Here is a 12,808-nt window from a genome sequence, read left to right as displayed (position 1 = left end):
AAATTTTTATCTAGCATACCTTTAAATATGAAATTACAATATGTCAAGAAAAATAGATTACTTGTTTATTGATCCGTTTGCATCTCACAAAAGCGGAGTAACTGCATATACCAAACAAGCAAAAGATATATTATCAGAGCACTTTACTGTTGAAATATTAAGTATTAGGCTTGGGGAACCTATAGAAGATTTTCGAAAAAGAGTGGCACTTTTTATCAATAATAACGAGATAACTATTGTTGAAGCTCCCGAGACTAGAACAGCAAGTAAATATATTAACCATCCGAGACTACATATCAGATTACATGGAAGTAGAACATATTGCAACTATCTTCAAAATCTAGCGGTATCAGCTGAGTTAATCCGTGAAGAACAAGCTGAGATTAACAAAGCACACATCATATCAGCGCCTTCGTCAATTACTGTAGACATCAGCAGATTATTTTTTGATAATTTAGACAATGTTGTAATTATACCTAATCCAATATATTTGCATAACGCCAGACGAGAAAACAATATTCCATCGGATAATTCTAGAAAAATTTTTTTTATTGGAAGAGGAGACTATTTAAAAGGTACGATATTTCTATTAAAAATAATCCAGAAAGAACCCTCCTTAAATATTACATTGGTGGGTGATGATAAGCTAAGAAAAACGTTTATGCACCATCCAAATTTTAATTTTATTGATGGAGTGGATGCAAATTTAGAAAATTTAGTCAATACTGGGGATATCGTACTTATACCCAGTATTTTTGAGACTTGGTCTATGGTTGCCAGCGAAGCCATATTAAACAGATGCCAAATTGTTTTATGGGAACATTGTGGCATATGTCAATTTATACAAAACTATAAATTTGCCCATACAGTTCCTATATGGGATATCAATATTTTTGCACAGACTATTAAAAATGCTATTTCCACAAAAATAAAAAATACTGATATTATTAAATATTCCAAACAAACCATTTATGAGTGGAATGCCTGTTTTTTAAAAAATATTAATGGCATTATATATGGAGAGCAATCTTCAAAAGGAGAATATCACCCCATTAAAATTAATCTGGACAAATTACTATCAATTAGAAATAACGAAAGCAAATTTATGAGAATAAAGAAAAAAATTAAGAAATTCTTTAGAAATCCTATCCTATTTTTTAAAGATTCCCGATACTTTCAGCCAGTTTATTTAAAAATTAAAAAATACAATTTTATACTTCTAAAAAATAAGCACGATACAATCCCAATAGAAAATAAATTGTTACGTCCTAAAATAAAAAAATTGGATATTTCTCCTAGTGGGTTTATTGTCTTTCCAGAAATGGATGCAAAGAAAGCGCACCTAAGAACCATGATTCTTCTCCCTGAGCGGTATAATCCCATTGCAGAAGAATTAATTCCTCTACTTCATAGACACAAAGATTTCTTACCTTTGCGAGATGGGGAACTCATTATTTATTGTTATGATGATTATTTTAGTGAAATAGAACCCTTTCATATGCTTGAAAAATTAAACAATGCCAACAGGGATAGATTATCAAATATTAGGAATATCTTCATACTGGACGATACTGAAAATTTTTCTTTATCCCTATATCATTGCAATCATACAATAAATGTAATACAAATTATCCCAAAACAAAAAAACAATAAGTTAGTCACTAGTAATGTATTAGGTTACTATTTAATTCATAAAGATAATATTAATAAATTAGAAGAAAAACCTATTAGAAAAACGTTTATTTATGACACTACTTTAAATTTATCTTTATACATTAGAAAGGTATTACAGGAAATTTTGCCAAGGGACATTAATATATTATTGCCTGTCATATCATCGAAAGACGACTATCGGATTGATCTTTTTAAAGAAAAAAATCGTAATTACGATATTAAAATATACTTGAGTTTATCAAAAATAGAGAATAATAATATTAAATATCATAGTGAATTGTGTATATCGATGGCTAATTTAACAAATGGTCTATATGTTACAGAACAAGTTTTCTTAAAATATCAAAATTTACTAGTTAATCCAACCTTTGACAACTTGGCTAATTTCTATCTATATGCGTCAAAAGACGGTTTATATTTCGACGTGGAGTGTCAGTGAATGAAAAAAATAGTGCATCTATCCAATACCCCATTAGTTGGTGCTCCTGGAAAACTTAGCTACCTATGCGAAAAAAATGGATATTTATCACATTCGATTATATTGGGTGATTATCCTGAAAAATCAGGCTTAAACGAAAAATTTATGAAGTATTCAATTTTATGGAATAAAAAAATACCATACTTAACTGATCAACTACTATCTTATATAGAAGAAGCTGATATTATACACATCCATAATGATTTCAATATTTTTCATGATATTACATGGAAAAGTAATCAAAAATTTATTTATCATGTTCATTCTCCATTAAGAGAAGGACCTATTTTTATTGATAAAACAAATTCTTTTGGTGTTAATTTTTCAAAGAAGCTAGTTGTTGGGCAATATCATCCTAGGCACTACCCAGATTTTTATCCTGTTCCTAATATTGTGCTTGGTGCACCTAGTAAAAACTTGGTAAAAGATGATGAACCGTTAAGAGTCATGTATTCCCCAACGCATAAACGTGGCGGAAGGTGGAATAATAAATTTTCAGAGGAATTGAATACAGTCATATCCTCATTGGAGAAAATGAAAAGTATTGAGATAATTAAACTTGATTCTCCTTTGCCACAAGATACACTACTTGAAGTAAGAAAGACATGCCATGTTTCTATTGATGAAATAAGTACAGGAGCTTATCACCAGATTAGTTTGGAAGGTTTATGTGCAGGCAATGTTGTTATCAACAATGCTGATTATTTTTCTTCATTCATGTTAGCATCGCTTGCTACTGCACCAGAAATGCCACCTTTCTATCGATGTAATCCCAGTAATATTTCGAAGAACACGATCGCACTATTAGCTAATTACGATTTAGTTCGAGACTATCAAAAAAAATCATTTGATTTTTTTGATCAATATCTTAGAGCCGATAAATTATTTGAAATATATAATAAAATCTATTTGGAGATATTAACTGATGTATGATATTAGAAAATTAAAGGATAGAGAAAGAGGAAATCGCTGCTTTATTCTAGCAAATGGCCCATCAATAAACGAATACGATCTCTCAAAGCTGAAAAATGAAGTTACAATCGGTATTAATGCATCTACTTTATTATCAGAAAAATTTGATTTTACACAATCATATTATGTCGTATCAGACAAACGTTTTTTTGATGTAGCTATGAAGAAACAATTAGCAACGTATAGATTGGGTAAAAATACGATTAAGGTATTCAGAAAAGAAATTATAGATGTATATCCTAATGATATAGATAATGTATATTATGTCTCAGCTCTTGAAAGAGATGGCTTTTCATTTGACTTATATCATGGTTATTATTATGGGTGTACAACAGTGATGCTTGCTATCCAACTTGCTAGCTATCTAGGAATTAGGGAAATCTACCTTCTAGGGGTAGATCTAATCTATAATCAAGAAAATGCTAGGTTTTATCTTGAAAATGAAATTCAAATTGATGATTCAAAAAGTAGTGTACAAATTTTTAATATTGTCAATGCAGATTTAGCCATCAGAGAGAGGGGTGGCATTATTTATAACACAAATCCCAAATCATTAATAAGAAATTATTTGCAATTTCAGGATTTAAATGATCTACTAGGATAACTAAAACTACTTTATGAAAAAAGAAATTTTAATCTACCCGATATTGTGGACTCTATCTGCTTGCGCTTTTATACCATCCTCTGGTCCAAGTGCTAAAAATATAGTCTCCTTAAAAAATGTCGTACAAAGGGAATCTGTAACACCTACAGTGGAGTTGATTGATGTCAACAATGCTGTTACTGAATCCCTCTATCAAGTACAAAACAGCCAATCTCTCGCTCAGTTCGGTAATGGAGCAGCGTCTGGAGGCATTATTTATACTGGTGATATGCTGGACATTACTATCTGGGAAGCTCCCCCTGCCTTATTATTCGGTGGCTCTCTATCTTCCGTAGGTTCGGGTAATGCACAGCAGGCTAAACTGCCTGATCAAATGGTAAGCAGTAAAGGAACAATCTCCGTTCCCTTCATCGGTGATGTTTCAGTTGTCGGAAAAACACCGGCACAGATTCAGGACTTAATCAAAGACCGTCTGAAAAAAATGGCGAACCAACCGCAAGTTATCGTCCGAACAGTGCAAAACAATGCCGCAACCGTTTCCGTTATCCGTGCGGGTAATAGCGTCAGGATGCCGCTGACCACGGCAGGAGAGCGGGTGTTGGATGCAATAGCTGCTGTTGGCGGTTCCACTGCCAATGTACAAGACACCAATGTCCAGTTGACACGTGGGAATCAGGTAAAAACAGTTGCATTAGAAGATCTGGTATCCGATCCACAACAAAACATCCTACTTCGCCGAGGCGACATTATTACCATGATTACCAATCCCAGCAGTTTCACATCGATGGGGGCGGTTGGAAGAACCCAACAGATCGGTTTCTCCGTGAAGGGGTTGTCATTAGCAGAAGCGGTCGGTCGTATGGGTGGTTTACAAGACAGGCGTGCCGATGCGCGCGGTGTATTTGTTTTCCGTTATGCGCCCCTGTCCGAACTGCCGTCTGAAAAACAATCCAAATGGATTACACAGGGATACAGCCTTACAGCGGAAATCCCTGTCGTTTACCGTTTGAATCTCACTGATGCCAACTCTCTGTTTTGGATGCAGCGTTTTCCCATCAAAAACAAAGATGTGGTCTATGTATCTAACGCACCTTTGGCAGAAGTTCAAAAATTCTTGTCGTTTGTCTTTTCTCCTGTGGTTAGCAGTGCAAACAGCATCAACAATCTGACCAATTAACCACGAAAGTTTTTTAGATTATGTCTGATCAAATTGCCAATCCTTCTACCTCTGAGAAACAATCGGCACAAGTAGCGACGGAGACGCCGACTCCTCCACAAAAAAAGAAGCAAAAAAACATTCTGAAAAAAATCAGTCCGCTTTTTTGGATTACTGTTGCTGTACCCACTATTTGTTCGATAACATATTTCGGATTGATTGCCTCAGAACAGTTTATCTCCCAATCCAGTTTCGTTGTTCGCTCACCCAAAAATCAAACCTCATTAAGTGGTTTGGGGGCGATTCTGCAAAATTCTGGATTTTCGCGTTCACAAGATGATATCTATACTGTGCAAGAATATATGCAGTCTCGCTCATCGCTTGATGCACTAATGAAAAAAATGCCCGTGCGACAATTCTACGAAACAAAAGGGGATATCTTCAGCCGTTTCAATGCATTCGGATTAACGGGAGAAAACGAAGCTTTTTATCAGTATTACAGAGAAAAAATCGGCATTCACTTTGATTCGGTTTCGGGAATTTCTAACCTAAATGTTACCTCGTTTGATGCGGAAGAATCCCAGAAAATCAATGAGGCCCTGCTCAAACAAGGCGAGGCACTCATTAATCAGCTGAATGAAAGAGCCAGAAAAGACACCATCCGTTATGCTGAAGAAGTTGTAACATCAGCAGAAAAACAGGTCAAAGAAGCTTCTTCGCAACTGGCCCAATTCCGAATCAAAAACGGCATCTTCGACTTAAAAGCACAATCCGATGTTCAACTCGGTTTGGTTTCCAAACTACAAGACGAACTAATTGTCATCCAAACCCAATTGGATCAGGTTAAAGCTATCACACCGGAAAACCCGCAAATCTCCGGCCTGACGGCTCGGGAAAAAAGCCTGCGCCAAGAAATTGCCCGGCAGCTGCGTGCCATTTCGGGTGGGGGAGATCATTCTTTAAGCAGTCAGGCGTCGGAATACCAGCGCATCTATCTGGAAAACGAACTTGCCGAAAAACAATTGGCAGCGGCCATTACTTCACTAGAAAACGCCAAAGCCGAAGCCGACCGGCAACAACTTTATCTTGAAGTAATCTCCCGCCCCAGCAAACCCGACTTGGCGCAAAAACCCGCGCGCTTGTACAACATCATTGCCACTTTCATCATCGGCTTGATTATCTACGGCATCACCAGCCTGCTGTCGGCCAGCATACGCGAGCATAAAAACTGATGAAAGAGCTGCATAAAACTTCGTTTCGCGAATCATTGGCGATTCAAAAACGGGTAATCGGCGCCCTACTGATGCGCGAAATTATCACGCGCTACGGACGCAACAATATTGGTTTTTTATGGCTGTTCGTCGAACCCCTGCTGTTCACATTAGTTATTGTCCTAATGTGGAAATTCTTCAGGGCAAGCAATGTCTCTTCCTTAAACATCATCGCATTTGTCATTACCGGCTATCCGATGATGATGATGTGGCGCAATGCTTCCGGCCGCGCCATCGGTTCGATCAGCGCTAACGCCAGCCTGCTCTACCACCGTAATGTCCGCGTATTGGATACCATTCTGGCCCGAATGTTTTTGGAAATTGCAGGGGCGACCATCGCCCAAATACTTATTATGGGTGTATTGATTGCCGTGCAGTGGATCGAACCGCCCGCCGATATTTTTTATATGTTGCTGGCTTGGCTGCTGATGTCCGTATTTGCTATCGGATTAGGCTTGGTTATCTGCTCGGTCGCTTTCCGTTTCGAGCCGTTCGGCAAAGTATGGAACAGCCTCAGCTTTGTGATGATGCCGCTTTCGGGGGCATTCTTTTTTGTACACAACTTGCCCCAGCAGATACAGCATTATGTTTTGATGATTCCGATGGTACACGGCACGGAAATGTTCCGCGCAGGTTATTTCGGCGGAAGTTCAATTACCTATGAAAACCCGTGGTTTATTGTCTTATGCAATCTGATTCTGCTGCTTCTCGGCCTGTCCATGGTCGCCCAATTCAGCAAAGGGGTGGAACCGCAATGATTTCAGTAGAACACGTCTACAAACAATACCAAACCCGCCAAGGCAAACGTACCGTTTTAAACGACATCAATTTCTCGCTGCAAAAAGGCGAAAAAATCGGCATTCTCGGACGGAACGGAGCCGGAAAATCCACGCTTATCCGCCTGATCAGCGGTGTAGAACCGCCGACCGAAGGAGAAATTAGGCGCACGATGAGCATCTCCTGGCCGCTGGCTTTTTCCGGTGCCTTCCAAGGCAGCCTGACGGGAATGGACAACTTGCGCTTCATCTGCCGCATCTATGATGTCGATATCGACTACGTCAAACAGTTTACGGAAGAATTCTCCGAACTTGGCCGCTATCTTTACGAACCCGTCAAACGCTACTCCTCGGGTATGAAAGCACGTTTGGCCTTTGCCCTGTCTTTGGCCGTGGAATTCGACTGCTACCTGATCGACGAAGTCATCGCTGTCGGCGACTCGCGTTTCACCAACAAGTGCAAACACGAGTTGTTTGAAAAGCGCAAAGACCGCTCGATTATCCTCGTTTCCCACAGCGACAACGCCATCCGGCAATATTGCGACAACGCCATGGTGCTGGAACGCGGACATATGCACCGCTTCGAGAATATGGAAAAAGCCTACGCTTATTACAACTCAATGAATTAAAAAACCTTTTATACATCAAGAGGCCGTCTGAAAACCCCAAAAAAGGTTTTCAGACGGCCTCTTGCTTTTTTGCCCTACTCCGACACAGCGGCAAACGCATCAGCAACACGCTCGATATTGCCCTCGTTCAGGCCGGCCACACACATCCGCCCTGAATCCACCAAATAAACGGCAAACTCTTCGCGCAGCCGCCGAACCTGTTCTGCGGAAAATCCCGTATAACCGAACATACCGCGCTGGTTGAGCAGATAATCGAAATTTCTCTGCGGCCGCCGCTCTCGCAGCAAAGCGTGCAGGCACTGCCGCATTCCGCGGATTCTGCCGCGCATCTGCGCCACTTCGTCCCGCCATTGCGCCATCCACTGCGGCGTATTTAAGACCGCAGCAGCAACAAACGCGCCATGCGCGGGCGGGCTGGAATAAATGCGGCGCACGCAGGCTTTAAGCTGACCAAACACCAAATCCGCTTCTGCCTCACTCGGACACACCACGCTCAGTCCACCGATGCGCTCACCGTAAAACGACAGATTTTTGGAAAACGAATTGGCAACAAACACGGGCAAACCCATCTGCGCGGCGCGGCGTACGGCATAGGCATCATTGTCAAAATCTTCGCCGAAGCCCTGATAAGCCATGTCCATAAACGGAATGAGGCCGCGTTCCGCAAGCACTTTCAGCAATTCGTCCCATTGGCTGCGGCTCAGATCGACACCTGTCGGGTTATGGCAGCACGGATGCAGCACCAATACGCTGCGTGCCGGCAATCCGGCGAAAAAAACCAGCATCTCATCGAAGCGCAGACTGCCATCGGCCGCGTTGTAATACGGATAAGTCCCGACCTCGAAACCCGCGCCGGCGAAAATGTTTTTATGGTTGTCCCACGTCGGATCGCTGACATAGACCTTTGCCTCGGAAAACCAGCGGTGCAGAAAATCTGCGCCTATTTTCAGTGCACCCGAACCGCCCAAGGTCTGAATCGTCGCGATCCTACCCTCTTGCAGCAATGGGTTTTCCGTCCCGAAAACCAGTTTTTGCACCGCGCTGCGGTATTGTGCCAAACCTTCCATGGGCAGATAAGAGCGCGGCTGAGCCTCCGCTGCCCGCTCGATTTCTGCCGAACGTACCGAAGGCAGAACAGGCAGACGGCCTTCTCCGTCAAAATAAATGCCGATGCCGAGATTGACCTTTCCTTCGCGCCGGTCGGCATTAAAAGTTTCCACCAAACTCAAAATCGGATCGCCGGGATAAAAATCTATGTGTCGGAACATGGTATTTCTCCTCAAAACGGTTGGGATGGAATTGAAATTGTACACGTACAGAGGCCGTCTGAAAGCATATAGGTTTTCAGACGGCCTCTGTGCAGCCGAGGTTTGTCAACATGGTTTATTCGTCGTCGTCGTCATCTTCGTTCGGCTCGAAACCGCTCGGATAGAGTTTGAGGAATGCAGCTTCTTCCGGCGTAGTCTGCCGTCTTAATATCGCATTGCGGTGCGGATAGCGGCCGAAGCGGTCGATAACTGATTTGTGCTGCTGCTCCAACAATACGCTTTTACGCGTGCCGAAACGTTGGAACAGACCCATCGCCGTGGTATGGATATTGCGGTTTTCGCTGTGCAGAAAGGGCATCAGGATAAATTGGCGCTGACGCGCTTCCATAAAGGGAAAGGACTGATGGCGGACTGCTTCCTGCGCCAGCAAAAGCGCCATGCGGTCCTGCGTATAGGCATGGGGCTTGCCACGAAAAATGGCGCGGGAAAACTGATCCAAAATAATGATTTCGGCCAAACGCCCCTGAATGGTATCGCGCCAATCCGACAATTCGCAATTCACGGCATCACGAAAAATCCGCTCATAGGTTGCTCGGATTTTCAAATCCAGATACTGGCTTTTCGTAAACCAATGGCGGCGTGTATCTTTATCAAACCAGAAATCCAAAATTTCCTGCGGAGTCATATACATCAGCTGCATTTATGCTTCCTTCGAAAGTGGGGTGGTTGTGTGGAAAAGGGCGCGATTGTATTACAACCGCCCCAACGACTATTACTTTTGGTTTTATCGGTTATTTTTAAAAACAAACGGTCGTTTTTTTTGACTAACGCAAATTTTTTGCACAATCCAATGATTTTTATGTTTTTGCTTACAAACTTAAAGGCCATCTGAAAACCTTTCGGGTTTTCAGATGGCCTCAGCGTATCAGACTGTTCTAACCATCAGACATAGCTGCGGGTTTCGCCTTGTCCGTCGATATTGTCGGCGCAGCGGGCGCAGATGGTTTCATGTCCCGCAACCGTTCCGACATCGGCGGTATAGTGCCAGCAACGCTCGCATTTCTCTCCGCCGCTTACCCGCACGTCAACGGCCAGCTCTGCGCCTGATCGAACTTCGGCACGGGAAACCAAAAGGGCAAAACGCAATTCTTCACCCAAGGCTTCAAGTGCGGCAGCCAAATCTTCCGGCGCGGTCAGCGACACTTCGGCCTGCAAGGAAGAGCCTACCGATTTGTCGACGCGCAGCGGCTCGATGGCAGCGGTAACCGCATTGCGTGCTTCGCGGACTGCCTGCCATTTTTTCACCAACTCTGCCTCACTGGCGGCGGGCATTTGCGGAAAATCGTGCCAAGTGTGGAACAGCACGCTGTCTTCCTCGCCGCCGCCGATGATGTCCCACGCCTCTTCGGCTGTGAAACACAAAATCGGAGAAATCAGCAGAACAAGGCTGCGGGTAATATGGTAAAGCGCGGTTTGCGCGCTGCGGCGTGCATGGCTGTCCGCTTTGGTCGTATAGAGGCGGTCTTTCAAAATATCGAGGTAGAACGCACCCAAATCTTCCGAACAGAAAGCCACGATGTCTTGCACGGCAAAGTGGAAGGCATAGCGCGGATAATAATCGCCGGCCAGTTTTTCCTGCAATTTGCGCGCCAGCACCAGCGCATAGCGGTCGATTTCCACCATATCGGCCTGCGGCACGGCATCTTCAATCGGGTTGAAGTCGCTCAGATTGGCCAACAGAAAACGCAGGGTGTTGCGCAGGCGGCGGTAGCTTTCGGTCACCCGTTTCAGGATTTCTTTGGAAATCGCCAGCTCGCCGCTGTAATCGGTGGCCGCTGCCCACAGGCGCAGAATATCGGCGCCAAATTCGTTATACACTTCTTGCGGCGCAACGACGTTACCCAATGATTTCGACATTTTCCTGCCGTTTTGATCGACAACGAAACCGTGGGTCAAAAGCTGCTTGTAAGGCGCCCGCCCCAAGGTCGCGCAGCCTGTCAGCATGGAAGACTGAAACCAGCCCCGGTGCTGGTCGCTGCCTTCGAGATACAGGTCGGCAGGCCAGGCCAACTCTTCGCGCTGCTTCAAAACAGAATAATGAGTAGAGCCCGAATCAAACCATACATCCATGGTGTCGGCCAGTTTTTCATACTGTTCACAGTCTTCCGGGCTGAGCAGCTCGCTTTTATCCAAGGCAAACCATGCTTCAATGCCTTTTTCTTCGATGCGCTTGGCAACAGCTTCGAGCAACGCAGCGGAATTGGGATGCAATTCACCCGTTTCTTTATGCACAAAGAACGTCATTGGTGTGCCCCAAAAACGCTGGCGAGAAACCACCCAATCGGGGCGGCCTTCAATCATGGCCTGCAAACGTGCCCTGCCCCAAGCGGGGAAAAACTCGGTGTCGTCCACTGCCTGCAAAGCCTTGTTACGCAGGGTTTTGCCGTCTGCCCCGTTTTTGTCCATGCCGATAAACCATTGCCCGGTGGCGCGGTAGATCAGCGGGGTTTTGTGCCGCCAGCAGTGGGCGTAGCTATGCTCGATTTTGCCATCGGCAAGCAGGCGGCCGTTTTCCTTCAACCACTCGACAATCACAGGATTGGCTTCCCATACGCTCATGCCTTCCACACGCGGCGTGCCTGCGATATAGCGTCCTTGGGCGTTGATAGGGTTAATCATCTCGATACCGTATTTGAGGCAGACAAAATAGTCTTCCAAGCCGTGGGCAGGCGCGGTATGCACCAAACCGGTACCGGCTTCCGTGGTGACATGGTCGCCGTTGAGCATCAGAATATCCCGCTCCAAAAACGGATGGCTCAGATGCAGGTTTTCGAGCTTCGCGCCTGTGGTTTCGGCCAACACTGTGAGGCCGTCTGAAAAACCGTAGCGCGCCAAAGCGTCTTGTGCCAAGTCTTTGGCCAAAACGATTTTGCCTTTCGGCGTATCAATCAGTTGGTAAACAATATCGGCGCCTGCGGAAATAGCCTGGCTGGCAGGAAGTGTCCACGGCGTGGTTGTCCAAATCACGGCAAAGGTTTCACCCTCGATTTTTTCCAAACCAAATGCAGCTGCCAGCGCTGCATTGTCTTTGAACAAATACGCCACATCGATAGCCGAGGAAATTTTGTTTTTGTATTCGACTTCGGCTTCGGCCAGTGACGAGCCGCAATCCAGGCAGAATTGGACGGGCTTTGCACCACGATAGAGATAACCTGCTTTGTAGATTTCTCCCAAAGTGCGCACGGTATCGGCTTCTGTTTGGTAATCCATTGTCAGATAAGGATTATCCCAATCACCAAGCACACCCAAACGGATAAAGTCTTTTTTCTGGCGTGCGATCTGTTCGGCTGCATAAGAGCGACAAAGCTCACGGAACTTGGCTTTGGGCATATCACGCCCGTGCAGTTTTTCCACCATCACTTCAATCGGCAGACCGTGACAATCCCAACCCGGCACATAAGGAGCATCAAACCCGGCCAGCGTTTTGCTGCGCAAAATAATGTCTTTCAGGATTTTATTGACGGCATGACCGATATGGATATCGCCGTTGGCATAAGGAGGGCCGTCGTGAAGAATAAATTTAGGACGGCCTGCGCTAATTTGGCGCAGCTTCTGATAGCGCTTCTGTTCGTACCAACTTTTCAGCCATGCGGGTTCGCGCTTGGCCAAATCGCCGCGCATGGAAAACGGCGTATCCAATAAATTAACGGTTTTGCGGTAATCGGTCATGTTTTATTCCGGTTTTGTATGAGTCGGATTAGGACACGGCCTTTTATAGTTAAAAGGCCGTCTGAAAAAGAATGTTCGCATTGTAGCGGAAACAGAAGGCGATTATAAGGTCAGGAAACGGCCACTTTTTATTCTTTGTCCATCTGTGGCAAGGTAGCTGCCATATATATAGTTAACCAAAACAAAAAGTATATAATTCTCTCCCTTAACTCCACACCTTACCCGTTCCCGTTTTATGGCCTACTCTATCG

The 12,808-nt window shown here is 44.2% G+C and carries 10 protein-coding genes; 7 read left to right on the top strand and 3 right to left on the bottom strand.

Annotation, left to right across the window (positions count from 1 at the left end):
• The first annotated feature begins 40 nt into the window (after positions 1–40).
• From CGZ77_RS00045 to CGZ77_RS00020, 7 genes are read left to right on the top strand one after another with little or no spacing between them, the layout of a single operon-like run.
• Entirely contained in the window at positions 41–2,113 is a 2,073-nt protein-coding gene (locus tag CGZ77_RS00045; RefSeq protein WP_094030806.1) for a glycosyltransferase, read from the top strand.
• A complete protein-coding gene (locus CGZ77_RS11845) occupies positions 2,114–3,085 on the top strand; it encodes a hypothetical protein (RefSeq protein ID WP_157697463.1) in 972 nt (323 codons plus the stop codon). It abuts the gene before it with no gap.
• Complete coding sequence (locus CGZ77_RS00040) at positions 3,078–3,728, top strand: DUF115 domain-containing protein (protein WP_009427287.1); 651 nt, start codon at positions 3,078–3,080, stop codon at positions 3,726–3,728. Before CGZ77_RS11845 ends, CGZ77_RS00040 begins: the two co-directional genes overlap by 8 nt.
• Before the next feature lie 13 nt (positions 3,729–3,741).
• A complete protein-coding gene (locus CGZ77_RS00035; protein WP_051040476.1) occupies positions 3,742–4,905 on the top strand; it encodes a polysaccharide biosynthesis/export family protein in 1,164 nt (387 codons plus the stop codon).
• A 20-nt stretch (positions 4,906–4,925) separates the two neighbouring features.
• Positions 4,926–6,116, top strand: coding sequence for a polysaccharide export inner-membrane protein, BexC/CtrB/KpsE family (locus CGZ77_RS00030; protein WP_009427285.1), 1,191 nt, complete (start codon positions 4,926–4,928; stop codon positions 6,114–6,116).
• Positions 6,116–6,913: an ABC transporter permease gene (locus CGZ77_RS00025; protein WP_009427284.1), complete on the top strand. Its 798-nt coding sequence runs from the start codon at positions 6,116–6,118 to the stop codon at positions 6,911–6,913. The genes CGZ77_RS00030 and CGZ77_RS00025 overlap by 1 nt, the downstream gene beginning before the upstream one ends.
• Positions 6,910–7,560, top strand: coding sequence for an ABC transporter ATP-binding protein (locus tag CGZ77_RS00020; protein ID WP_009427283.1), 651 nt, complete (start codon positions 6,910–6,912; stop codon positions 7,558–7,560). Before CGZ77_RS00025 ends, CGZ77_RS00020 begins: the two co-directional genes overlap by 4 nt.
• A 74-nt stretch (positions 7,561–7,634) precedes the next feature.
• On the opposite strand, the gene CGZ77_RS00015 is transcribed toward CGZ77_RS00020, so the two are convergent.
• The 3 genes from CGZ77_RS00015 to ileS all read right to left on the bottom strand — a co-directional run bounded on the left by CGZ77_RS00015 (position 7,635) and on the right by ileS (position 12,557).
• Positions 7,635–8,828 (bottom strand): amino acid aminotransferase, encoded by a 1,194-nt coding sequence (locus CGZ77_RS00015; protein WP_009427282.1) that lies wholly within the window; start codon positions 8,826–8,828, stop codon positions 7,635–7,637.
• 115 nt (positions 8,829–8,943) lie between these two features.
• On the bottom strand, positions 8,944–9,528 hold the full coding sequence (locus CGZ77_RS00010) for a DUF924 family protein (RefSeq protein ID WP_009427281.1): 585 nt from the start codon (positions 9,526–9,528) through the stop codon (positions 8,944–8,946).
• A gap of 242 nt (positions 9,529–9,770) precedes the next feature.
• The gene (ileS, locus tag CGZ77_RS00005) at positions 9,771–12,557 is read right to left on the bottom strand and encodes an isoleucine--tRNA ligase (protein ID WP_009427280.1); all 2,787 of its coding nucleotides are present in this window, start codon (positions 12,555–12,557) and stop codon (positions 9,771–9,773) included.
• Positions 12,558–12,808: the final 251 nt, after the last annotated feature.

This window comes from Neisseria sp. KEM232, from assembly GCF_002237445.1.
Classification (GTDB): domain Bacteria; phylum Pseudomonadota; class Gammaproteobacteria; order Burkholderiales; family Neisseriaceae; genus Neisseria.
The sequence above is the reverse complement of the archived record's forward strand: the minus strand, read 5'-3'. Positions and strand labels throughout refer to the sequence as shown.

Coding starts and splice junctions, on each gene's coding strand:
- CGZ77_RS00045 (WP_094030806.1), top strand. CDS start 41: ATGTCAAGAAAAATAGATTACTTGTTTATTGATCCGTTTGCATCTCAC.
- CGZ77_RS11845 (WP_157697463.1), top strand. CDS start 2,114: ATGAAAAAAATAGTGCATCTATCCAATACCCCATTAGTTGGTGCTCCT.
- CGZ77_RS00040 (WP_009427287.1), top strand. CDS start 3,078: ATGTATGATATTAGAAAATTAAAGGATAGAGAAAGAGGAAATCGCTGC.
- CGZ77_RS00035 (WP_051040476.1), top strand. CDS start 3,742: ATGAAAAAAGAAATTTTAATCTACCCGATATTGTGGACTCTATCTGCT.
- CGZ77_RS00030 (WP_009427285.1), top strand. CDS start 4,926: ATGTCTGATCAAATTGCCAATCCTTCTACCTCTGAGAAACAATCGGCA.
- CGZ77_RS00025 (WP_009427284.1), top strand. CDS start 6,116: ATGAAAGAGCTGCATAAAACTTCGTTTCGCGAATCATTGGCGATTCAA.
- CGZ77_RS00020 (WP_009427283.1), top strand. CDS start 6,910: ATGATTTCAGTAGAACACGTCTACAAACAATACCAAACCCGCCAAGGC.
- CGZ77_RS00015 (WP_009427282.1), bottom strand. CDS start 8,828: ATGTTCCGACACATAGATTTTTATCCCGGCGATCCGATTTTGAGTTTG.
- CGZ77_RS00010 (WP_009427281.1), bottom strand. CDS start 9,528: ATGCAGCTGATGTATATGACTCCGCAGGAAATTTTGGATTTCTGGTTT.
- ileS (WP_009427280.1), bottom strand. CDS start 12,557: ATGACCGATTACCGCAAAACCGTTAATTTATTGGATACGCCGTTTTCC.